General features: G+C 38.2%; 24 protein-coding genes and 1 tRNA gene. 5 read left to right on the top strand and 20 right to left on the bottom strand.

Annotated elements, in window-relative coordinates; translation table 11 throughout:
• The first annotated feature begins 18 nt into the window (after positions 1 to 18).
• The gene (locus CJZ72_RS09000; RefSeq protein ID WP_081133879.1) at positions 19 to 270 is read left to right on the top strand and encodes a YjgN family protein; all 252 of its coding nucleotides are present in this window, start codon (positions 19 to 21) and stop codon (positions 268 to 270) included.
• A gap of 405 nt (positions 271 to 675) precedes the next feature.
• Here CJZ72_RS09000 and CJZ72_RS08995 read toward each other — a convergent pair.
• Positions 676 to 749 (bottom strand) — tRNA-Arg (locus CJZ72_RS08995).
• A 153-nt stretch (positions 750 to 902) separates the two neighbouring features.
• Between CJZ72_RS08995 and CJZ72_RS14515 the strand changes: the two genes are divergently transcribed.
• Positions 903 to 1,067, top strand: coding sequence for a hypothetical protein (locus CJZ72_RS14515; RefSeq protein ID WP_053108829.1), 165 nt, complete (start codon positions 903 to 905; stop codon positions 1,065 to 1,067).
• Between the two features lie 209 nt (positions 1,068 to 1,276).
• Here the strand turns inward: CJZ72_RS14515 and CJZ72_RS08990 are convergent, their stop codons facing one another.
• The 11 genes from CJZ72_RS08990 to sfsA all read right to left on the bottom strand — a co-directional run bounded on the left by CJZ72_RS08990 (position 1,277) and on the right by sfsA (position 11,759).
• On the bottom strand, positions 1,277 to 2,455 hold the full coding sequence (locus CJZ72_RS08990; protein ID WP_198324534.1) for a GNAT family N-acetyltransferase: 1,179 nt from the start codon (positions 2,453 to 2,455) through the stop codon (positions 1,277 to 1,279).
• 180 nt (positions 2,456 to 2,635) lie between these two features.
• Positions 2,636 to 3,049 (bottom strand): DUF3284 domain-containing protein, encoded by a 414-nt coding sequence (locus tag CJZ72_RS08985; protein ID WP_081133881.1) that lies wholly within the window; start codon positions 3,047 to 3,049, stop codon positions 2,636 to 2,638.
• Positions 3,049 to 3,231, bottom strand: coding sequence for a DUF3188 domain-containing protein (locus CJZ72_RS08980; protein WP_081133882.1), 183 nt, complete (start codon positions 3,229 to 3,231; stop codon positions 3,049 to 3,051). The genes CJZ72_RS08985 and CJZ72_RS08980 overlap by 1 nt, the downstream gene beginning before the upstream one ends.
• Before the next feature lie 32 nt (positions 3,232 to 3,263).
• A complete protein-coding gene (locus CJZ72_RS08975; protein WP_005881009.1) occupies positions 3,264 to 3,485 on the bottom strand; it encodes a hypothetical protein in 222 nt (73 codons plus the stop codon).
• Positions 3,486 to 3,548: 63 nt separating this feature from the next.
• Positions 3,549 to 5,006, bottom strand: coding sequence for a PTS sugar transporter subunit IIC (locus tag CJZ72_RS08970; RefSeq protein WP_053108820.1), 1,458 nt, complete (start codon positions 5,004 to 5,006; stop codon positions 3,549 to 3,551).
• 126 nt (positions 5,007 to 5,132) lie between these two features.
• Positions 5,133 to 5,453, bottom strand: a complete 321-nt coding sequence (locus tag CJZ72_RS08965) for a PTS lactose/cellobiose transporter subunit IIA (RefSeq protein ID WP_005881013.1) — start codon at positions 5,451 to 5,453, stop codon at positions 5,133 to 5,135.
• 25 nt (positions 5,454 to 5,478) lie between these two features.
• On the bottom strand, positions 5,479 to 5,796 hold the full coding sequence (locus tag CJZ72_RS08960; RefSeq protein ID WP_005881015.1) for a PTS sugar transporter subunit IIB: 318 nt from the start codon (positions 5,794 to 5,796) through the stop codon (positions 5,479 to 5,481).
• A gap of 154 nt (positions 5,797 to 5,950) precedes the next feature.
• A complete protein-coding gene (locus CJZ72_RS08955; RefSeq protein WP_005881016.1) occupies positions 5,951 to 8,653 on the bottom strand; it encodes a sigma 54-interacting transcriptional regulator in 2,703 nt (900 codons plus the stop codon).
• 64 nt (positions 8,654 to 8,717) lie between these two features.
• Positions 8,718 to 10,001 (bottom strand): DEAD/DEAH box helicase, encoded by a 1,284-nt coding sequence (locus tag CJZ72_RS08950; RefSeq protein ID WP_081133883.1) that lies wholly within the window; start codon positions 9,999 to 10,001, stop codon positions 8,718 to 8,720.
• Positions 10,001 to 11,014 carry a Gfo/Idh/MocA family protein gene (locus CJZ72_RS08945; protein WP_053108811.1) on the bottom strand — a complete coding sequence of 338 codons (1,014 nt, stop codon included), beginning with the start codon at positions 11,012 to 11,014 and terminating at the stop codon, positions 10,001 to 10,003. The genes CJZ72_RS08950 and CJZ72_RS08945 overlap by 1 nt, the downstream gene beginning before the upstream one ends.
• A 16-nt stretch (positions 11,015 to 11,030) precedes the next feature.
• On the bottom strand, positions 11,031 to 11,759 hold the full coding sequence (gene sfsA / locus CJZ72_RS08940; RefSeq protein WP_053108810.1) for a DNA/RNA nuclease SfsA: 729 nt from the start codon (positions 11,757 to 11,759) through the stop codon (positions 11,031 to 11,033).
• 164 nt (positions 11,760 to 11,923) lie between these two features.
• Between sfsA and CJZ72_RS08935 the strand changes: the two genes are divergently transcribed.
• The 3 genes from CJZ72_RS08935 (at position 11,924) to zwf (ending at position 14,642) form a co-directional block, all read left to right on the top strand.
• Entirely contained in the window at positions 11,924 to 12,274 is a 351-nt protein-coding gene (locus CJZ72_RS08935; protein WP_226103617.1) for a DUF4828 domain-containing protein, read from the top strand.
• Positions 12,275 to 12,459: 185 nt separating this feature from the next.
• Complete coding sequence (locus CJZ72_RS08930) at positions 12,460 to 13,107, top strand: metal-dependent transcriptional regulator (RefSeq protein WP_005881023.1); 648 nt, start codon at positions 12,460 to 12,462, stop codon at positions 13,105 to 13,107.
• A gap of 14 nt (positions 13,108 to 13,121) precedes the next feature.
• Positions 13,122 to 14,642, top strand: a complete 1,521-nt coding sequence (gene zwf, locus CJZ72_RS08925) for a glucose-6-phosphate dehydrogenase (protein ID WP_095443775.1) — start codon at positions 13,122 to 13,124, stop codon at positions 14,640 to 14,642.
• A 248-nt stretch (positions 14,643 to 14,890) separates the two neighbouring features.
• Here the strand turns inward: zwf and CJZ72_RS08920 are convergent, their stop codons facing one another.
• The 8 genes from CJZ72_RS08920 to ftsZ form a co-directional block, all read right to left on the bottom strand.
• On the bottom strand, positions 14,891 to 16,186 hold the full coding sequence (locus tag CJZ72_RS08920; protein WP_095443774.1) for an ISL3 family transposase: 1,296 nt from the start codon (positions 16,184 to 16,186) through the stop codon (positions 14,891 to 14,893).
• Positions 16,187 to 16,513: 327 nt separating this feature from the next.
• Positions 16,514 to 19,306 (bottom strand): isoleucine--tRNA ligase, encoded by a 2,793-nt coding sequence (gene ileS / locus CJZ72_RS08915; protein WP_095443773.1) that lies wholly within the window; start codon positions 19,304 to 19,306, stop codon positions 16,514 to 16,516.
• Positions 19,307 to 19,560: 254 nt separating this feature from the next.
• On the bottom strand, positions 19,561 to 20,268 hold the full coding sequence (locus CJZ72_RS08910; protein ID WP_005881030.1) for a DivIVA domain-containing protein: 708 nt from the start codon (positions 20,266 to 20,268) through the stop codon (positions 19,561 to 19,563).
• Positions 20,269 to 20,288: 20 nt separating this feature from the next.
• Positions 20,289 to 21,071: a YlmH family RNA-binding protein gene (locus CJZ72_RS08905; RefSeq protein ID WP_005881032.1), complete on the bottom strand. Its 783-nt coding sequence runs from the start codon at positions 21,069 to 21,071 to the stop codon at positions 20,289 to 20,291.
• 35 nt (positions 21,072 to 21,106) lie between these two features.
• Positions 21,107 to 21,376, bottom strand: a complete 270-nt coding sequence (locus CJZ72_RS08900; protein WP_005881034.1) for a YggT family protein — start codon at positions 21,374 to 21,376, stop codon at positions 21,107 to 21,109.
• 29 nt (positions 21,377 to 21,405) lie between these two features.
• Complete coding sequence (locus tag CJZ72_RS08895) at positions 21,406 to 21,996, bottom strand: cell division protein SepF (RefSeq protein ID WP_095443772.1); 591 nt, start codon at positions 21,994 to 21,996, stop codon at positions 21,406 to 21,408.
• Positions 21,996 to 22,682: a YggS family pyridoxal phosphate-dependent enzyme gene (locus tag CJZ72_RS08890; RefSeq protein ID WP_095443771.1), complete on the bottom strand. Its 687-nt coding sequence runs from the start codon at positions 22,680 to 22,682 to the stop codon at positions 21,996 to 21,998. The genes CJZ72_RS08895 and CJZ72_RS08890 overlap by 1 nt, the downstream gene beginning before the upstream one ends.
• A 16-nt stretch (positions 22,683 to 22,698) precedes the next feature.
• A complete protein-coding gene (gene ftsZ / locus CJZ72_RS08885) occupies positions 22,699 to 23,940 on the bottom strand; it encodes a cell division protein FtsZ (protein WP_095443770.1) in 1,242 nt (413 codons plus the stop codon).
• Positions 23,941 to 23,952 lie beyond the last annotated feature (12 nt).

The raw sequence follows: 23,952 nt of genomic DNA, 5'->3' as shown, positions 1-23,952 counted from the left end.
AGAAAAGAGGAATTAGAAATGAGGAACTCGTATTTTGATGGCGGATTAGTGACGTATATCGGCATATCGATCCTAGCTACCTTGATTACCGTGTGTACTTTCGGCATCTGTGCACCGTGGGGAATTTGCTTGCTGTATAATTGGAAGATCAAGCATACAGTGATCAATGGAAAAAGACTGTATTTCGATGGTACAGCAATGCAATTATTTGGAAATTGGATCAAGTGGCTATTTCTGACATTTATCACGCTGGGGATTTACGGTTTTTGATTAAACATCAAATTGGAACAATGGCGAGTGAAACATACGCATGTAGCAGGTTGATTTTTATGGTTGATTTTTATCTATTAAGTACAGTTTATGTATCGAGGTGTTTCATTTGCTTCCTCTATGAGAAGCGGTGACCCAAGATAAAACATCGATACTGTTCACTACTTTATATGAAAATGATAACTTGTTTGGCGTTTTTTGCACAAATACAAAGCAAGAATGTGGGAAAAATCTAAAAATCAGTTTTGCTTCAGACTCTCAAATAAACGGCGTCCAAAAGGCAGATCTTTCGTAAATTTCAAAAAAACGAGTGTGAGACAGAAGTGTTTCTTACTTTTGTCCCACGCTCGTTTTTTTCTCTCCAATTTCTCAAACCTAAACGACTTTTGTCTCGCTCTATATATACGTTCCTGACTGGGATCGAACCAGCGACCTATCGCTTAGGAGGCGATCGCTCTATCCTACTGAGCTACAGGAACAAAAACTCAATACTATTATTTTAGCTTGTTTATATGCCACATGCAAGCTTCTATTCTAAAATCTCTTGGTTTTAACGAGGCAAAACGTTTCCAAGACAGACCCTGTAATGATAAAATGTACTTATAAATTCAGGTGATAGAGGAGGTTTTTTTATGAATGACAAACCAAAAGAAAAAGTTTATGCTGAACGTTTCGATGCATCGAAGAAAGAACGAGAAGAACTTTCAAAAAAGGCAATCGATCAGCATGAAAAAAACAAACCTCAGAAAAAAGAGAGTCGAAAGTTTAAATTTACCAAAAAAGACGATTTATTATAAAATTGAAAAAAAGAGCGTGGGACAAAACTAAAAATCAGTTTTGCCACAGACTCTAACTCCGAATAAACGGTGGGAGCAGAAGCAACTCCTTCAAAAATAAGCCGGAATTCACAAAAATTTGAAAAACAATTTTCGTGAATTTCTTCTTATTTCTCGGAGTTAAACACTTCTGTCCCAACCTCTTTTTTATCCCAACATATCCTCTTTACTTAAAAATAATCATTTAAAATCGGCTGTTGCTGAGGAAAAAGCAAGTTCAATGCAGCGATCGATTCACTAACCTTGATTTTATCATAAAAAACCAATTCATCTAACTTACGATAAGCCATCAATAGCTGAGTCATATGCTGGATGTTTCCACTGATGGTGGGCAAATCAGTTCGCTCGACTTTTTTTAGCTGATTTTTCCCATCAACGATATGGACCTCAAAGATTCCTTCATTCCATTTTGTATACTCATCTTCGACGATCTCCACAGCAAATGCAGTATTTTTTCCATTGAAGGGGTACGACTCTAAGAAACGTTCTATGTCAACGATCCGTCCCATCATGTATGGTACCACGGTCATTTTAGCAAATGGATTTTGCAATAAATAATTTTGGCTATTGCCTGAATATCCGCAAGCATACTCAAATGATTCAAACGCCCCACTATGCGAACCGACAAAGCGAACAAGTGCCTTAAAAGCCTCATGTGTCAAGTAGCCCCATTCTACTATCTTGAACGTTGGTGCTGTTAATTGGTATACAACATATCCTTTTGCTTGACCCGTTTCATCATAATATAAGGCGTAATGATTTTCTTTTCTGACTTTAAACTTATAATTGTACCACCATGATTCTCTTTTCAACCCGCCCCGACTATTCTCAGGCATTTGTGAATAGATGGTATCCATTGCTTCTTTCGCTTGATCGAATGACAGACGTTTCATTTTTCCTGATGTCTTTTTCACATTTGGTATGTCTCTGCTATCTAGTTGGTAGTTTGCTTGATCAAATACCTGCTCATAACCATAACGACGATAAAACGGATATGAGAATGGCGCTAGATAGGACAGGCTGACCTTTCTTTCACGACAATCTTTGAGGATTTTTTCCATGATTTGATTGATCCCGCCTTGTCCTCTTGCTTCGGGATAAGAAGCAACGTAACCGATTCCTGCCATCAAATATTCTTTCCCATGAAATTCAACAGGAAAAGGGGTAGCCATTACTTGACTGGTTAATTGATCGTCCTGATCAAAAAAGCCATAATTCCATGAATGTTCAGCAAGCATTCGGAATTTTTCTCTTCTTTCTACCGTATCCTTTGCATTGAATGCATAAATCGCTAGATCACACATTTCATCGACATAATCAAGTCCTACTTCTTTCACATCATTTGCCATCATTATTACCCCTTCCATCAACACAACAAAATTGTGACAAGACTCGTTCAATAATAATCAGTTTAGTAAACAATATCATTTAAATAAACTTTTTTTATTATTTCCCCATCGTCTTTGCCACAACCTTTGACTCTTCAAATTATTTTATAGTCTTTTGCTCTGTTACTCTTGAGCAAAAGCTTAGTAAGTTTCTTCAATCATCACTAACATTTTTTTGAAACGACGTTTTTTGAAATACATCAATAATGTTCCTAAAATCATATCATTCAATTTTTGTAGCATTCCATGAGATTCCATCTGTTCTGTGTAATGCACTTCACAGGAAGAATCATCTATAGGCTTGATTTGGTAATGGACAACAAAATCATTTTTTGTTGTTGACGTACGAAATTTATAGGACTGGTTTTCAATGAGCTCTTCGATTTTGATACGAGCACGGTTATTTTGCGAAAATTGCTTCACGTATTCCAAATTTTTTAACTGTTTACGAGTCACTGATTTTCCAGTCGCTTTACGTACATCAAAAAGGACAGAGTCCATAACTTTATCGTAGAAAAACGATGCCGGAATATTTAATTTTTTTACAATTTCCATTAGTTATTTTTCCCCTTTGCTTCTTCTCTTTTTTTCCCTTTCAAAAAGAAATATATACCTAAACCTGCCAGAAAAAGTCCAGTGACCATACTGTATAGATCATATTTTTGTGAACTAGGATTTAAACTATATAATACGATCAGTGAACCAACACTACATAAGAATAAACCGTTTTTTATCATTTTGAACCCATCCTATCTTTCAGCCACGAAGACTAAACTGCTGTTGCTTGGAAATATAAAACAGTGCCCCATGGTTGTGCTTTAATCAATTCTTTCGCCTTTTTAGCTGCTGCTTCTGTATCTTCAGCTGTTGTTTCGAATAATAATTTGATTCCTTGTTTTTCTTTGAATGTAAAAGAGATACCCTCTTCGTTGTATCCTTCTAATAACTCTTTGATAGCATCTTGTTGCATTGCACTTGCAATTGAGATCATACTTTTTTCCTCCTACATTGATAAGTGAGCAGAAGCAGGAAATGCTTCTGCTCCACTAATTTTTTACTGTTCGCCTGCCGCAGGGTCCATTTTATTTGCAGAGATAACAAATGGTGCCCAGATCAGGAAGGTGACTACCATACATACGAGTGTAACGATTGGCGCACGCCAGTCTGCCCCGGTTGCTAGGAATGATAGCAGGAATGGCGGAACAACCCACGTGACTTGTTGGGAAACAGGTGCGACTAATCCCAGATAAGTTGCGACCCAACCAATTGCAGTTGCGACAACAGGGGCAACTAAGAATGGGATGAACATGATCGCATTCAAGACGATTGGTAAACCAAACATCACTGGTTCATTGATATTGAAGATACCAGGTCCAATGGATAGTTTTGCTACTGTTAAGTAGTCTGCACGTTTTGAGAATAATAAAATGGCGATCAAGAGAACGATTGTACCACCTGATCCACCGAACCAAGCAAAGGCATCAAATGATCCACGAACCCACATATACGCTTTTCCATCTTCAATTGCATCTAATACTGCTGGAGTACCTGTTTTTCCATTGTACCCTTTTTGGAAAATATCGATATTGATCAGTTGTGCTTGTCCCCAAATTCCTTCTAGGACTGGTGCCAAAACGTTTGGTCCATGGATACCGAAGAACCAGAAAATCTGCACGAAAACTGTGACGATCAATACTGCGCCGATCCCTTGTGATAGACCCAAGAACGGTTCAGCGATATATTTTTGGACCAAATCAATAATCAATTGGCCATCTGCCAAGCGACCAACGATATAGTTGATAATTGCAATGATATATAAAGCAATCGTTGCTGGTAAAATTGCTGCAAAAGCTTTTGATACTGCTGGCGGAACTGAATCCGGCATTTTGATCGTGATATCTGCCAACATTAATTTACAGAAAATAATTACTGAGATAGCACCCATGATCATGACTGTAAAATAAGCATTACCATTCAAATGATCAAGTTTCAACCAACCCCAAAGACCGACAGATAACGTACCGTCTGCGATCGTAGCACCTAATTCTGTTCCATTGATCGCATCTGCTACATTTTTTGGAACATCGACATTCAACGCAGCTGATAAAGCTGGTCCAAAAGAAATTCCTTGAATAAGCGTAGCTAAACCAACGATACCACCTGCTAGATCATTCACCCCATAGGCTCTTGCTAAATTATAGCCCCATGAGAAAGCGAAGATCAGACCTGCAATGGCTAATGTACCATTCCAAACAAAACCATTGATACCAATAATAACATTCAATACTGCGAAAATTCCTTTATCAGCTGCTAAGCTATCCGCATAAGTGCTGACAAATTGCTGTGGTAAATCTCGAATAATTGCGTTGATCATTACAGCGACTGATCCAGCCATCGTTGCCGGTAACGTACCGATAAATGCGTCACGCAAAGCAACTAAGTGTTTCTGCGCACCGATTTTTGCGGCAACCGGAAGGATGTATTTCTCCATCCAACTTGTTAATCCGTTCATTTTTTATTTCCTCCTATAAGTTAGTTATATAAAGAAGAGTCTCCTTATACCAAATTAAAAAAATCCGTTCAAAAATTTTTTTCTTCTTCCGTTCAAAAAAGAAGTTCTTGTTCTAAGAGATAGTGCTTATTCTACTTCGAGACGGCGATACAGATCGACGATTTCCTCGGCTAGATCTGTAAAAGCAATCGATGTCATTAAATGGTCTTGACTGTGTACAGTCAATAATGTCACTTGCATATGGTTTCCTTGTGCTTCTTGTGTCAACATTTGCGTTTGCGAATGATGTGCTTGTACAAGTGATTCTTTTGCATCTGTGAGTTTCTGTTCAGCTAATTCAAAATTGCCTTTTTTAGCTGCCGTAATCGCTTCCATTGCGTCGCTTTTGGCATTGCCGCCAAACATGATCAAACCCATGATGGCTTCAAGGTTTTGTTGATCTTCCACTTCGCTACCTCCAATTGAATTGTAATTACTTCATCAATTTTTCTGCTTGTTCTAATACTTTTGCACCATTCATCATTCCATAATCTTGCATATTGATCACATCTAAAGGAATCCCTTTTGGTGCAAGTTTTTGCTCAAACTGCGCTTTCATAAAACGAACTTGCGGTCCTAATAACATGACATCTACGTTTTTAGATTCAAGATTGTTATCCGCATCTGAAGCCGAAACAGCAAAAATATCTGCTTCCATTCCTTTTTCTTCTGCTGCTTTTTGCATTTTTGTTACTAATAAACTGGTACTCATTCCTGCAGAGCATACTAACATAATCGTTTTTTTCGCCATTTGTTCCACTCCCTTTATTTGGTTTTACACATAAATATAACGCAAGAAGCATGCCAAATGAAAAAAGAGTTAAAATAGCGTTTTCACGCCTTTTAACTCTTTTACACAGTGCGCACACAGATGAATAGTGTGTAATACTCAAGATTAGTGTGCATTATTTCTTTATTTTATTTTCAATAAACATTTGGGTCAAAAATGCTACTTCATTTTCAGGGATATTTACTCGATATTTTCGCTCTAAGCTAATTAAGTTCGTACGAATGATATCCATTTCCAAGCGGTAGACTTTAGAAAAAGTTTCCAGATTTTCAAACACTCGTGATTTTTCATGCTTCATTAAACTATCTAATAAGAACGCTAAGTGAATCACGATCCCGATATCTACACCTGGTTCTACGATGATTGAGAGATCCGTTTGGATTTGTTGGATCGTCTTTTGCAATGAGTGGATCAATACGTCGACTGAAGAGATCGAATTGAGTGAATCTTTTAATGAATCAACAATTTTAGCTGTTGGTACTTCATCGTCTGCAATCCGTTTCAATGTATTCAATTTTTCATCATTGAATATGTCATACGCAGAAAAGAAAGGAATATTTTGATAATCCACATCCACTGTTCCAGCAATTGCTTTGATCTCATATTCTTCTAGTAGAGCATCGATGTGTCTTTTGAATGATTCACGCTCCAAAAACTGCATCTGGATCACTTCGACCTTTTTCTGATCGATCACTGGAACGATCCGTTGATATAGTTTTGCCGCTACTCCCTCACCAGTAAAGCAAGTGACGATGACAGCTTTTTTACGTTCAATGATTTCTTGTTGCTCGACTTTAAACTGATCTCTAACGATCGTTTCAAAAGAAATTTGGATACTTTGATAAATATCCTCCAAGCTTCTGCCTACATTTGCCATCCGGACTGCTTCGATGACCACCATCGTACTGCTCATAGTAATTGCCTTTGTTCGGATACCCGTTTCCTCAAAAATCAAATCGCTAAAGGTATTCAGCGACCCCATATCGGTCAGTAAGATCAACCCATTCGTCAAGTATTCTTGGCGGCTTTGGACGTAATGCAATACTTCTTCATACATCGCTTGGACTTCCATCGAAAGAGGCATATTGAAAGCTTTACCGATTTTCGTTCCCAATAGTTCCTGAGCCATTTCCAACATACTTGAGGCAGTTTGTCTGCCATGCATCAAAACTAGGACATCTACTTTGTTTTCTTTGACCGGTTCGCTTTCCCCTAGACTGATCGATAGGAACATACTGATAAAGCCGATTTCATCAAAAGGAATCTCCACTTGCTGTTCCTCTTCAATGATTGTTGATAGATCGATGGCTACTTGAAATTCCTTCTTGAAGTTTTTACGTACATTATTCAAATCAGGATGGACGATCATATGTCCGTCCCTCACACGATCCAAGGTACTTTGTAAATGAAGGGCAAAGGCGAACCGAGCTTTTTCATTATAGATACGATCAAGCCTCTTTTCCGCCACATCGTATAACTCATTTGTCAAACGCCAAATGTCATCTGGTAATAAGTCTTTGGGAATCGTACTTTTCGTCAACTCTTTGACATATGTTTGAAAGTACGCATCGACATCTTTTGAAATCAGGGTTTCCAAATCAATGTTCTCTACGCCAGTTTCAGATAAGGAAAGCATTTTTTCTTCAATATCGTTATATACCTGCATATTTCTTTCAGGATCTTGCGACCAGACTACATCTGCAAAACCTGGCTCAAAAGTGAGATACTGACTTTTGCTATCCATGAAACGATCAAGACGTTCTGGAACTTCTTTGATCTTCAATAGCCCCTTTTGGACTTGAAGTGAAAGCTCTTCTTTACGAATGATCAGTTTTTCTTCATTATGCGTGCGGTAATGGAGGAATGATTTTGCACATACCAACTTCAAATCACGTTTGACTTGACCGATATTCCCTTCTGCATCATATAGCATAAATGCTAGAATAGCCTCTTTTTCAATATCTATCCGCTGATTTAACCGATTCGCTTCTTGTTTGATGAACAGTGAGATGATTTCATAGCGTTCATCTAATGACCGAGAAGCAAGGTTAGGTAAAGTGATAGCCATTGGGATCCTGCGGTTGAACGTGGTAAGGAAACTTTCTGAGGATTCCGTAGTCGCGCCGATGATCTGGACGGAGGCTTCATGTGTATGGGCACTTTCACCTAATGGCCGATAAACGCCTTTATCAATAAAAGTGAACAGCATTTCTTGTCCTTCTGGCGGCAAACGATGAATTTCATCTAGAAATAAGATCCCACCATCTGCTTTTGCGATCAATCCTTGGCTATCCTGTGAGGCTCCCGTATAAGCACCTTTTTTGATCCCAAAAATATGGCCAAATAGCAACTGAGGATTTTGTGCATAATCGGCACAGTTAAAAGAGACAAATGGTGCGTCTTCTGAAAGCATTTCTGAGTCGATTGCAAAATGATACATACACTCGGCAAACATGGATTTACCAGTACCAGTTTCTCCGAATATGATGGTGTGTAACCCGCGAGGCGGATACAAAATTGCCGCTTTCGCTTGTTGGATGCTGACTTTTAACGAATCGTTCTCTCCAACTAATGTTTCAAATGTCACTTGTGTAGAGTAGTCAACATGAACTTTGTCTGATGCAGTCTTTTTAGGAGGCATTGAGTAAACGACCGGACGACCCGGACTTTTGATAATATAATGATCCTTATATAAATCACTTAAATAGCGACTTGCATTGCTTCGATCGATCGAAAGCTTTTCTGCTACATCGCTAGCTGTCAATCCATGCTGATTTTCATGCAATAAGTCCAATATTTCTTCTTGTCTTTCGTTCATGCAATCCCACCTTTAGTTAAATAACAGTGATTCCGTTTTCATTTATCATAACACAAAAAGGCGCTTATTTGCGCCTTGCTCCTTTATTTTTATCCTTTTTTTGTTTATTTTTACGTTTTTTACGTACAACATCCACTGGCTCTTTTTTTGCTGTTTCTTTTTTCAAAGGATAGTTGGAAGCTTTTTTGTGTGGTTCATTTTCGCGATTCATTTCTTCTTTTTCGGGCGATTCCTCTAACAATTGACCGCCATGAAGAAAAATCTCTTTAATTGATAGATCCGCTTTTCGCGCAATTTTCTTCAAATCTCTCAAAGTGTGATCTTGAACAAATGTGATGACTATTCCTTCACTTCCCATTCGTCCTGTTCGGCCAGATCGATGCAGGTAAGCTTCTTCTGTAAGAGGAACTTCCGCATTCACAACATAAGGTAGACCCTTGATGTCTAAACCTCTAGCTGCGACATCAGTTGTAAATAAAGCTGTGATCTTATTATTTTTGAATTGGTCAAGTGCTGCTTTTCGTACTAATTTGTTTTGGTCAGAAGCTAAACTTCCCACAGCGACTCCTCTAAAAAGCAATTTTTCTTCCATAGCGCCTAACTCACTTAGCTGATTGAAGAAGACTAAACCTTGAAAGCCATCAACATACGCTAGTCTTCTAAGATATTCATCTTTTTTACGCGCTGGTACATGCAAAAAGTAATGTTTTTGCCCCTTTCTTGAATCATCTTCTTTGGTAACATCGATTACTTCGATTTGTTTTTTTGTCAATTCTTCGATTTGTTTCAACGAACGATCGGCTGTTGCTGAGAAAAAGGCTAATTGATACTCAACAGGTGCTTGATGCAGTAGTTGATCGATTAAAGGACTATTCCCTTCATCCAGCAACTGATCAGCTTCATCAAAGACAATTGTTTTCAATTGATGTGCTTTGACTTTTTTTGATTTCATCAGTTCTAAGACTCGTCCTGGGGTACCCACTAGGATCTCAGGTCTTTTCTTCAGACCTTCCACTTGTCGTTTAACGTTAGCGCCCCCTACTAAGGATTGGACTTTTAGGTCTAACGCTTTAGCCCATTCTCGTGTGACTTCTGCTACTTGGATCGCTAACTCTTGAGATGAAACCAAGATCAGTAAGGAACTCCCGTGATCCTTTTCAACATTCAATAGTAAGGGAAGCAGATAAGCTAAAGTCTTCCCTGAACCAGTCGGAGAAATACCGATCACGTTTTGTTGGTCTTTTAGTGGTTGAAAGACTGCTTTTTGTATCAGTGACGCCTCTAAAAACGCCTTTTCTTGCCATTTTTCTTGCCATGCTTGTGGAAATGTTTGTACAAATTCATTCATTAAAAATCTTCCTCATTATCGGCATCAAATTTGATGCCCCCATTTTTTCTTAGATCATAAACTACTTGATTGACACTGCGTGCTAACTCGATCCATTCTTCATAAAGCAATCCCCAAGTTGGATCTGTTGGATGCTTGATCACATTCGCAAAATCTTTTGCTTCATCAGCCATAGGATTTTCTGCGGTTTTGATTTCCAAAGTAGTAATGTCTTGATGTTGTCGATCATGGAATTCTGCTGTTTCAATGGCATTGACCCCATTCATCACTAATGTTCCAGAATCGAAATAGATTTCTGAAGGTAGATAAGAATCGCCAATTTTGCCAGGTTGGATGGATACATCAAACGATTCATAACGCAATATTCCCCAACCAAGTCCATCAACGCCTGTTGAAATCTTTCTTGGGAAATAATGAACTTCTGTGGGCATACCGAACCAAGCAACTGCTGCATATACGAGATATACCCCTAGATCCATCATTGCTCCACCTGAAAATCGAGTAGAGAAAATATTTGGCACTTCTCCATCAAGCACTTGATCGTAACGTGATGAATACTTCATATAGCTAAAATTAGCCCCTAATATCTCATCTTTTAAAGGTAAGTAGTCAGTAATTTTTTTAAAGCCAGATTCATGGATATTACGTGCAGCTTCAAAGAAGAATACTTTTTTTTCATTTGCCAAATGAATGATCTCATCCATTTCTTTTGGCGTACTGAATGCTGGTTTTTCAACGATCACATTCTTACCAGCTAGAATTCCTTGCTTCGCCTGTTGAAAATGTAAACTATTTGGTGAAGCGATGTAAACAGTATCTAAATGCTCCAATTGAAAGAATGTCGTTAAATCAGTTGCATACTCAATATCACCTTCATATTTCGAACCAAATGCTTGTGCTTTTTCTAGATGTCTTGAGTAGACCGCTGTCAATTCATATTCTCCAGTACCAAGTGCAGCTTGAACAAATTGATGTGTGATCCAATTGGTTCCAATAATTCCTAAATTTATCATGTTCGTTACCTTCTTTCTATAGATTAGGGTCTTCAAAGGGTTGATCGATATCAAACGGTATTTCCTGTTTTATCTTGACTTGATCAGCCGTTACCTGACAATTATACGCTAAAACGGTTACGCCATTCAGTTGCGCATAGCGAATCCTCTGTGCTAACTCTGGTTGCATCTCTTCATGGATGGTAGCTACTCGAAGATGCTCAAACTGTGCAATGAAAAGCACATACGTTTCATAGCCTTCTAAATGAGCTTCAACTAATTCCTCGACATGTTTCAATCCTCGCAGAGTTGGTGCATCAGGAAATGCGCCGATTTCTTTGTTCTCCAGTGTCATGCCTTTCACCTCAACGAATACTCTCTGATTCGCTGATGTTTCTAAATAAATATCAAACTTTGAATGTCGATAATTTACTTCTCGCTTATATTTGATGATTTTTCCTGATAGGTTTGGTAATTGGATGGTTCCATCAAGGATCCCCTCCATCGCTAATCTGTTGGGAAGCTGGCTATCGATATTGAACCACTCATCTTTTTTTTGGACCGCAACCAGATCATAGTCTGTCTTACGTTTTGGGCTAGGGGCATAGTTTACTGCAACTTTTGCACCAGGAACAAAAACCTCTTTTCCTCTTCCTGTATTTTTAACATGGGTGGTAATGACCTCACCTCTTTGATTCAAGCAATAGGCAATAAATCGATTTGGCCGCTCAATAAAAAATGCAGTTTCAACTTGTGGGTATTTCAAAAATCGTCACCTTTCTTCCTACTATGTATCCTATCATAATTTGAGTAAAAACTCTTGAAAAACCAGTCGAAAGTCTTAGAGAATTTTTAGATATTATTCGGTACAATAGAAGAAAGTAAGACATTCGTTGTCTTTAATTAATCGTTAAAAGAAGAGGTGGTCTGATGCGAAAAAAAATAATCTATGGTGCAGCAGCTTTTTTAGCAACTTTAGTAGGTGGTAGTATCGCGATTAAAAAGAAAAAGAAACAAGAAAAGAGCTTTGATCCTTCACAGTATCAAGGTGTTTGGTCATTCATAGATGATAACCAACAAAACGAACAACTGCGTGTTTCTCCAACTTTTGATTTTTCCATCAATGATCACTCATTAGGGACCACACTGATTGAATTGAATGAGCAACAACTGATTGTTCGAGATCACTATGGCTATTATTTGACTCTTTCTTATGAAAAAATGACTTTTTACGATGAATCAACAGATTCTACTTATCAGATAAAGAAAATCGGGCGTTAAAAATTGATTTCCATATAGTCTAAACGAAAGAACAAGAAGGTATTTCTTGACTTTCGTTTTTTTCCTATCGAAATAGACATTTATCGATGTTTATTTCTGTTTTTTTGTCTAGAAAAATAGTCAATTCACTTTTTTTTTGATACACTTACTAGTGATGGTTTCATACCATGAAAGGATGATCGAATATGACACCAAACCGAGAAGATTATTTGAAAATCATTTTGGAGTTAGGCGGAGATACAACTAAAGTAAATAACAAGCAAATCGTTTCTAGTCTTGCTGTCTCACCAGCTTCAGTCAGTGAAATGATTTCAAAACTTGTGAAGGAACAACTTGTGGAACACTCTCCTTATCAAGGTGTACAATTGACCGAGAGTGGCTTGAAAAAAGCAAGCAGTTTGATTCGCAAACATCGTTTATGGGAAGTTTTTTTAGTCGAACATCTAGAATACAGTTGGAATGAAGTACATGATGATGCAGAGGTTTTGGAGCATGTAACATCAGAACAACTTGCAGATCATTTAGAAGACTATTTGAATCATCCTAAACATTGTCCACATGGTGGGAATATTCCTCACAAAGATGAAGTGGTCCATGAAGAACGCCGACAAACACTAGATTCTTATCCAGTAGGTTCAACCGTTCGGATTGCACGAGTCCTTGACGAAAAAGAATTATTGGACTATCTTGTAACGATCGACCTTAATATCGATGAAGAATATGAAATCATTGATGTTGCCGCATATGAAGGTCCAATCACCATCCAAAATGCACAAAAGAAAATTTCTGTCAGTTTTAAAGCTGCCAGCACGATTTTTGTCGATAAATTATAAAGGAGCTTACCTACATGTCTAATGAAAAAAATGTTTTATTTACGATATTTGGTGGTACAGGTGATTTAGCTCAACGTAAATTGTATCCCTCTTTGTTTCGTCTTTACAAAAAAGGCAATCTAGGAAAACATTTTGCTGTCATCGGTACTGCTCGGAGACCTTGGAGCGATGAACATTACCGCGAAGTTGTCATTTCGACAATCCAATCCTTAAATCCTTCCGACGAAGAAGCAAAGGAATTTGCGAGTCATTTCTACTACCAATCTCATGATGTCAATGATTCAACTCATTATGCAACATTAAAAGAATTGGCTGATCAATTAGATGAGCGATACCAACTAGATGGCAATCGTATCTATTATCTTGCTATGGCTCCACAATTTTTTGGTACTATCGTTGCCCATTTAAAATCTCAAAAAATCGTCACTGAAAATGGCTATAACCGATTGATCATCGAAAAACCTTTTGGATCAGATTACCAATCGGCTTACGATCTAAATGAAAAGATCCGTCAGGTCTTTCCAGAACCAGATATCTTTAGGATCGACCATTACTTAGGAAAAGAAATGATCCAAAATATTTCTGCTATCCGTTTTGCAAATAATATTTTTGAATCTCAATGGAACAATCGCTACATTGATAATATCCAGATCACTTTTGGTGAAGCTCTTGGTGTCGAGGACCGCGGAGGCTATTATGACCACAGTGGTGCATTGAAAGATATGGTCCAAAACCATATTCTTCAAGTCGTTGCTTTATTAGCTATGGAACCACCAGTCGCATTTTCTGAAAAGGAAATTCGCGCTGAAAAAATCAAAGCACTGAAAGCTGTTCGAATCTACGATCAACAAGAGGTCCTAGAAAACTTTGTTCGTGGCCAATATGATCAGGGACAACTTGATGGTGAAATGTTCAAAAGCTATCGTGAAGAAGACAAAGTTGATCCTGCATCAACAACTGAAACCTTTGTCGCAGGAAAATTCACGATCGATAATTTCCGTTGGTCAGGTGTGCCTTTCTATGTTCGTACAGGAAAACGTCTAACAGAAAAAGGAACAAGGATCAATATCGTTTTCAAACAAGTGCCCGTAAATGTCTTCAAAACATCTGTTGATGAACCTTGTGAGGACACGACACTTCCACCAAATGTATTGACGATCTATATCCAACCAACAGAAGGATTCTCCTTATCCTTGAATGGAAAAGAAGTCGGTCAAGGGTTCAATACCGAACCGATCAAATTAGAGTATCGTAATAGTTCTGAAATTGTCGAAAATAGTCCTGAAGCCTATGAAAAATTACTATTAGATGCCTTAAAAGGTGATGGAACAAACTTCTCCCATTGGGAAGAAGTCGCACAATCTTGGCATATCATCGATGTCATCCGTCAAGCATGGGATCAAACCAAACCTGATTTCCCTAACTATAAAGCAGGTACGATGGGTCCTGAAGCAGCCTTCAAACTACTTGAAAAAGATGGCTTTGAATGGATCTGGCAACCAGATGAATGGTACCGTGAACGTGGCAAATTATAAGACTAAGTAATCTGAAGATTTTGTAGTACAAAAAGTGCTAAACAATAAAAATATTCAAATAGTTTCGAGAGTGTGGGACAAATCTAAAAACAGGTTTGCTACAGACTCTCGAATAAACGGCGTCCAAAAGTCAGTTTTTTCGAAAATTTCAAAAAAAAAAAACGGCTCTTTGTCAAATGATGTTGGTAAAGAGAAATCTTAGAATAATTTGGACAGAACAGAAAGAAGAAACCCTCTTTCTGTTTTGTTTATTTGGTTAAAAATGTTTTGCCATGACGAATCATGATCCGTAGTTTAAAATTGTAAAAGCTGCGAAAGCCGTACGCATTGCGTTTTAATACTTTGATGTGGTTGTTTAAACATTCCAATGGTCCGTTTGAATAGCTGTAGTGAAGCGCATTTTGGATCTGTGGCAGAAACTTTTTAAACGTTCGTAAAGTGGTTGTATAGGTTTCTGGCAGATCGCTAATGTCTCTAGTTAAACAATCCTCAAATAGTGACTGATCTCTTTTCTTTACCGCATAAAGAATGTCTTGGTATAACTGATAGCCTTGGCGTAAGTTGGGACAAGAAGCTAACAGTCGATCGACAATCTCACTTTCAGTCAAATAATCTTTAAAACTGGCACGCCAAACCCGTTTTTCATAGTTTAACTTTGCTTCTTCTTTTTGTAGGAGTTTCCAATAACGTTTCATTTTTTTCCCTAGTCCTCGTTGAGAGTGAGAAGATCCTTTAAGTCGTGCAGTGGTTTCTTTCACTCGGTGATTCAAGAAAGTTCTGCCAATATGTTGGATGATGTGGAAACGGTCGATGATCAACTGAGCATTCGGGAAAAGCTTTTTAACCAACGAAACATAAGGTGCATACATATCAATAACAATGAATTCAACAGCTTCTCGAGTCGCTAATGAAAACCGAGAAAAATAGCGTTCTAAATAAGGCAAGCGTCGATTTTCGACAATATCCAATAATGCATGGCTTTGTCCGTCCATCATGATAAAACTCATTGCACTGGCAACACTTCGAACCGATTTGAATTCATCAAAGCATAAGACCTTTGGCAAAGTCTGTTTGAAAGGATTCAATGGGCGGTAGAATCGCTTCATGACACGATAGACCGAAGAAGTGGAGATATTTTTCTGACGGGCGATTTCCGTCATGGAAGTATTCTCTTTTAAGCAAGCAATAACAGACCAACGAACTTTTTGACTAATGAAACAGTGTTTTTCAGCAACAGAGGTATCCGCTACGAATGTTCTTTGGCAAGACTTACATTTAAAGCGTTGTTTCTTCAACTCCAAATAAGTTCGATACTCAGAGACATCATTCAGTAACAACCGAACGGTTGTCGTCCCCCAACGAATGATCCTAGAGGGGACGACACAAAGACAATGGGGACACTCTTCTGGCTTGTACAGAAGAGTTCCTTTGTAAATCAAGCAAATTTGTCCTTTGTATTTTTCTTTAGTTAAACAATTTTCCTCGAAATGGATATTTAGGTCTAGAATATTTAGGGTATCTTTGATAAGCTGAGTATGAGACATCTTGAATCCTCCTATGAATTGGTAGCCAAATTAATTCTAAAGGATTTCAGGGTGTCTTTTCTATATTTTTTTATACAAAAAAGATGTTGGCGAAGTTCACCAACATCAAAAAGTATAGAGCCAAAAAAACGAGCAATACAAAAATGTATTGTTCGTTTTTTTATCCAGTTTCTCAAACCTAAGCGAATTTTGTCTCGACCTCTATATCACTATAAACGAACGAGAATCCCATTCTCTAGCAATAAGCCCAAATCCTCAAAATTTGAAAAATGATTTTTATGAATTCTGAGGATTTCTGGTACCTTATCACTTCTGTTCTTTTAACTGTTATTCAAATCCTTCATCAACTGCTTCTGGATAATTTTCTTCTACGATATGTGCGCAACGTCCGCATAGATGAGGTAATTTTTCATCAACTCCGACATCTTTACGGATTTGGCGACAACGATCGCAAGTTTCTCCATCTGCTTTTTCAACTAAAATCGAAACATCATCGAATGTCACAGCTTCTGCAGGTACATCTGTTTGATCATTTTTCACTTCAAAATAATCAGGTGAAATAATCAATAATTGTGGAATATCTGCGTCCACCGCTGTTAGCAATTCACGTACTTGTTGATTTGGATAGATCGTTAATTTAGCTTCTAAAGATTTCCCAATCAATTTACTGTTACGTGCTTCTTCAAGAGCTTTCAATACTTTATCTCTTAAGTCCATAAATGCTGCCCACGTATCCATCAACTCTTCTTGGTTAGCAAATGTTTCATATGCAGGAAGTTCGCTTAATTGCACATATTCTTCTTCTTCTTTCAAGAATGACCAAATTTCTTCCGTTGTATGTGGAATGATTGGTGTCAATAATTTTGTCAATGCCACAGCTGTTTGATAGAAAACAGTTTGCATGCAACGACGTTGATAATCATTTTCTGATTCGATATAAACCACATCTTTGGCAAAATCTAGATAGAATGCAGATAGATCTACTGTCAAGAAATTCATCACTGTACGATAGATATGCATAAAGTTATATTTTTCATATCCTTCTTCACGAATTTCTTTAATAACTTCATTTAAACGAACTGTCATATATTTATCAACAGAGCGTAGTTCTTCATAAGAAACTGTATCTTTTTTCGGATCAAAATCTTCTGTATTCGCGATCAAGAAACGCATGGTATTTCTGATTTTACGGTAAACTTCTGCAACTTGGCTCAAGATATCCATTGAAACGCGGACATCCGCTTCATAGTCGACACTTGCTACCCAAAGACGCAAAATATCTGCTCCAAACTGGTTGATCACTTTTTCAGGTAAAATCGTATTTCCAAGTGATTTACTCATTTTGCGGCCTTCTCCATCTAAAGTAAATCCTTGTGAAAGAACTGATTTATATGGTGCCACGCCATTGATTGCTACACTCGTTGTGATACTTGAATTGAACCAACCACGGTATTGGTCAGAACCTTCTAAATACATATCTGCAGGGAATGTCAATTCTGGACGTTGACGTAAAACTGCTTCATGTGATGAACCTGAGTCAAACCAAACATCCATGATGTCTGTTTCTTTCGTAAATTGACCGTTCGGTGAACCTGGATGTGTAAATCCTTCAGGAAGTAACTCTTTTGCTTCTCTTTCAAACCAAATGATCGATCCATGTTCTGCGAATAGATTCGCAACATGTTCAATTGTTTCTGGTGTGATGATTGCTTCCCCATTTTCTGCATAAAAAATTGGTAATGGCACACCCCAAACACGTTGTCGTGAAATAACCCAGTCGCCTCGGTCACGAATCATGTTATAAAGACGTGTTTTCCCCCATGGAATAATCCAGTTCACTTTTTCGACTTCATCAAGGATGTTTTGTCGGAAATCATCAATCGATGCAAACCATTGAGGTGTTGCACGATAGATCACCGGTTTTTTTGTACGCCAATCATGAGGATAGCTATGGGTAAAGAAGTCTAATTTCAATAAAGCGCCTTTTTCTTTTAATAGATCTGTGACCATTGGATTTACTTTATCGTAAAAGATCCCTTCAAACCCAGGTGCTTCATCTGTAAACACGCCTTTAGAATCAACTGGTGATACTACAGGTAACTTGTATTTATTCCCAGCGATATAATCGTCTTCCCCATGTCCAGGCGCTGTGTGTACTAGACCAGAACCAGCATCTAAAGTGACATGATCACCTAAGATCACTAATGATTCACGATCATAGAATGGATGCCAAGCAGTCATATATTCCATCTCTTGACCTGAAAACTCTTTTAAGACACTTACATTTTCCCAGCCGATTTCTGATTGGACAGTTTCTAATAAATCTTTTGCAACTATAAATTTACGGCCATCAGCTTCCACTAATACATACGTATAGCTAGGATTTACTGCAATCCCTTGGTTAGCTGGTAATGTCCAAGGTGTTGTTGTCCAAATCACAAAAGCAGCATCTTCATCAACGATCCCTTTTCCATCTTTGACATTAAAAGCAACAAAGATAGAAGGTGATTTCACATCTTTATATTCGATTTCAGCTTCAGCAAGTGAAGACTCACTTGATGGTGACCAATAGATAGGTTTCAATCCCTTATAGATATAGCCTTTTTCAGCCATTTTACCAAACACTCTGATCTGGGCAGCTTCATAAGATGGATCTAAAGTGACATATGGATGATACCAGTCACCTGCGACACCCAATCGTTTGAAATCATTCCGTTGTTTGTCTACTTGTGAAAGTGCGTATTCGCGACATTTTTCCAAATATTCAGCCTTAGACATTTCTTTACGTTTGATTCCTTTATTGGCTAATACTTGTTCGATCGGCAAGCCGTGAGTATCCCAACCAGGAACATAGGGTGCACGAAAACCCGACATTGATTTTGAACGGATGATAATATCTTTACTGATTTTATTTAGTGAATGACCTAAATGGATATTTCCATTTGCATAAGGAGGGCCATCATGAAGAACAAAACTTGGTTTTCCTTCATTTAGTTCCTGTCTTTTTTGGTAGATTTTATTTTCTTCCCATTCTTTTTGCCAATCTGCTTCGCGATTTGGCAAGTTCCCACGCATAGGGAATTTTGTTTTACCTAGTTGCAAGGTTTCTTTCATTTTCATTACGCACTACACTCCTTGATTAATAATTTTGAGAACACAAAAAAGCATGTTCATCCAAGGGACGAACATGCCGTGGTACCACCCAAATTCAGTTACATGATGATGTAACTCTCGAAGACCCATAACGAGGTCAACCGCTGTTTCCTACTCTTAGTTCAGAAACAATTCAGGTAGAGGATCTTTCATCTTGCAGTGTCTTACCGATCTTCCACTATCATCGGCTCGCTTAAAGAATGGCAAGAGGCTTTTCTGTTCTACTCTTCTTCATGATCTCCAGGAACGATCGAAATATCGATTGCCTGAGTATCGAATGCTGTGATTGGTGCTTCCATGATTCCTGTGTCTGAGTTTACATCAGTTTGATTTTCATTGTCAAGTTGTTTTGCCAAAACTTCTTTGATTACTTCATGACTATCTGTGACATAACTTGAGAATGGTTGTAAAATCTCATCCCATTCTGGACTCTTCACTTGTTCTAATTGTGATTCTAACATCAAGCTGATTCTTTGATGGAACACACGTGTTTTTTTCTTCAGATCTTCTGTTTCAGTTGCTAATTGTTTTGCTTTTTCAGTAGCATCTGTCAAGATTTTTCTTGCTTTTTCTTCAGCATCTGTCGTCAATTGGTGCGCACGTTTTTCAGCTGTGGCCACCAATTCATCTGCTTTATTTTGTGCAGAAGTAACGATCACTTCTGATTCTTTGCTTGCGCTAGTTTTTACTTTATCTGCAGTATCTTGGGCAACGATGATCGATTGATTCAACGCATCTTTTAATTCATTGAAATATTCGAGTTTTTCTTCTGAATGTTTCACTGCTTTTTCAAGTTCACGATTTCTTTGTGTTACTTCTTCGTAATCACGAACAACTAAATCTAAGAAATCATCTACTTCGTCTTGATTATATCCCCGCATTTTTGTCGGGAATGTTTTATTTTGGATATCTAATGGAGTTAAAGCCATGAGTAAACCACCTTCTTGTTTTATTTACGTAATACACCAAACAATACTCTATACTTTTCTTTTTTAGTTTTCCCCTCAAGTCCCTGTATTTGGATGCGACCAAAACCTCTGATCGAAACAATATCCAGTAACTCAAGTAAAAAGTCGGGTCGAGTGTTTTCAGTCCAATTCACCTTTACTTTACCTGACTCAATCAACTGTTTTGAACGTTGTCTGGAGATATTATAAATCTCTGAGATGACACTGTCTAGTCTCAATGAAGCAACAGTACCTCTTTCTTCAGTCCAACTATCTTTGGGCAGAATCAATTCTGTATACTTCTTCGGTTCTAAACGAACAGCGACCTTACCAATTTTTGTTACTTGAGTTACAACAAACTGTTCTACTTCTTGTGCGATGAAGACTTGCCAACGTTCCCCGTCAGAAATGATATCGCCAAAGTAAGAACGTTTGATCCCAGTACCAACCAATGTACCCAGAATTTTTCCATGACTCAAACTGGCAAATTTGCTTGGATAGTGAATCTCATATAATGAAACTTCAAAATCCTCATCTTCAGGTTGATAATATTCGGGGAAAATCAAACATCTCTTTCGTTCCGCCTGCTCATATCCCCCATAAAAAGAATAGCGTAGTTCGGTCTCTTGTCGAACCAACGTTTCTAATATATAGGATTGTCTTGGATCTAGAAAATCTGTAAGATACGGTGCATATTGACCCTGGACCTGTTCGATCCAATCACCAACTGAGTCAATGAAAGAACGTTCATCCGCACGAAAATGCTGATATACATTTGCGTCCATTTTTCCCCCTCCTATTTTTCTCTCTGATTCGTTGATCAGTAAACTGCCATCATCAACCATAGGACGATTTGTTGCAGTCCTTGTACCGCTAAATTCAAAATGAGAATCGATGCCAAGATCGTGAAATCAAAGCCGCCGATCCGTAAAGGAAGTCGTTCGAATAACTGTATATATGGTTCGCATATTTTAGCTAGGAACCGACCGATTCCTGATTGGTATCCTCCCGGAAACCAAGATAACAGTGCATAGACCATCAACAAGATACTGTAAAAATATGCTGCTCGCCCAAGCAAATTAAGTAACATAAAAATAGTATAAATCGTAGTTCCTCCTCTTATAGGTCAAACATGTTCACGTCCGCAAACGATTGAGCCGTTGAACTATCGATTTCCATACCTGTAGGCGTACATAGGAAGATTTCGTCTCCCACACGCTTGATATCACCGTCTAGTGCATAGACAGTTCCAGTTAGAAAATCAACGATTCTTCTTGCTTGTTTTTCTTCCACAAGATGAAAATTAACTAACGTGGCTTCTCCAGTGATGATCCGTTTCGCAATGGTCATCGCTTCAGAGTACGTACGTGGTTCCATGACCGTGATTTTTCCAGCTAAATTTGTCTTTGGTGTAAATGAAGATTTTGTAGCTTCTTCTTTACGGACATTTTTAGCAGATGATTGATGTAATTCAATTACTTTTTTTGTTTCTGGTTGTGCAGTTTCACGGGTCACAGGACGTGTAGTCCTTTGTTGTTCACGTGGTTTTGAGACCACCGTTGTTTTGGGTTGACTCATCTGCACTTGTGTTGGTTTATTCTTAGTCGGCTGTGTTACAGCTCTATTAGTTGTTTCAGGGTATTCTTCGTACTCTTCTTCATCAGCTAATCCGAAAAAATTAGCAATTGCTCCTCTATTTAAAAGCGGCATTATCGTTCCTCCTCGTCTTTGAATAACGCTGTCCCTACACGAATGAATGTAGCACCTTCTTCGATTGCCAATTGGAAATCTTGACTCATTCCCATGCTTAATTCTGTACATGGTGCATGTGGAAGTTCTTTCTTCTGAACAAGATCACGCAACTCTTTCAGCGTTCCAAACACTTTACGAATTTGGTCAGCAGAAGCATCTTTAGGCGCCATTGTCATCAAACCGACAACTTTTATCTTAGTTAATGAAGCCAACGATTCTAAAAAAGGAAGAAGTTCATCTGGGGATATCCCTTGTTTTGACTCTTCACCAGAGACATTCACTTCTACAAAACAAGCAAGTTGTTTTTCTGCTCTTTTTTGGATCTCTTCTGCTAATCTTAAACTGTCCAACGCATGAAAGTAATCAATTTCATTTACAATCAATTTTACCTTTCTGCGCTGTAAATTACCAATTAAATGCCACTTGATATCAGGATGATTTTGCAAATCTTGTTTTTTCTGCAATAACTTATCTACGCGATTTTCTGCGCAATTGTTTACTCCCGCTTTAATCAATTCTTCTGCCTTGTCAGAGTCCACAGACTTTGTCACGGCCACTAAAGTAACTTCTTTCGGATTACGATGAACAAGAGCACACGAATCCTGAATGTCTTGCTCGATTTTTAGCAAGTTGTCAGCAATCATGTGCTCTCCCTCTCCCTTATTTTTTACGACGGAAAAACGGTGGTGTATTCAATTCGTCATCACCATTTGATTTTGTTTCTTCACGATTGAATGTATCAAATTCTTTTTTTTCAATAGTATCAAAATTAGATTCGTCAACTCTAGGACGGACATTTTGTTCACGTCGGATGTCCCAGTCTCCAAAACTACTTTCTTCGTCTACTGGAGTAGGTTTTGCTTGATCCATATCCAATACTGGTTTTTGAGTAGATGATTGCATAGATGTTTGTCTAGTTGGACGACTAGACTTGCGTTCCTTTTTTGATTCGTCGATACCTGTTGCGATAACCGTTACGCGGATTTCATCGCCCATTTCTTCATTGATCGAAGTACCTAGGATGATGTTTACATCTCCTGTAGCTGCATTTGCAACGATATCAGAAGCATCTTGAGCTTCAAACAATGTCATATCTAACCCGCCTGTGATGTTCAATAGGACTTGTTCTGCTCCATCGATTGATGTTTCTAATAGTGGAGAAGAAATAGCTTTCTTCGTTGCTTCAACTACACGATCTTCACCGCTTGCAACGCCGATACCCATCAAAGCAGTTCCTTGGTTTTCCATTACTGTCTTCACATCAGCAAAGTCCAAGTTCACGTAACCAGGAGCTGTGATCAAGTCAGAGATACCTTGAACACCTTGGCGTAAAACGTTGTCCGCTTCACGGAACGCTTCTAACATTGGTGTCTTTTTATCAACTACTTCTAATAAGCGGTTGTTTGAAATGATCAATAATGTATCCACGTTTTCTTTCAAACGTGCAATTCCTTCTGCAGCAAAACGGCCACGTTTTGGTCCTTCAAAAGTGAATGGACGTGTCACAACGCCGACTGTTAAAGCGCCTAATTCTCTAGCGATTCCAGCTACGATAGGTGCAGCACCTGTACCAGTTCCGCCACCCATTCCGGCTGTGATAAAGATCATATCTGCGCCATCTAATGCTTCTCTTAAAGATTGTTCACTTTCTTCAGCAGCTTTTTGTCCAACTTCTGGTTGTGAACCTGCACCTAACCCACGTGTATATTTAGGGCCTAATTGGATGACAGTTTCAGCTTTTGAATTTTTCAAAGCTTGTACATCTGTGTTGGCAGTAATAAATTCTACGCCTTTTACATTTTCTTCAATCATTCGGTTTACAGCATTTCCTCCGCCGCCACCGACACCGATGACTTTGATTACTGCGCCGTCATTGATATTATTATCAATTGAGAATTCCATATTTTATTCCTC

Origin of the sequence: Enterococcus durans (assembly GCF_002277935.1) — a bacterium.
Classification (GTDB): domain Bacteria; phylum Bacillota; class Bacilli; order Lactobacillales; family Enterococcaceae; genus Enterococcus_B; species Enterococcus_B durans.
This window is presented reverse-complemented; position numbering and strand designations above follow the sequence as displayed.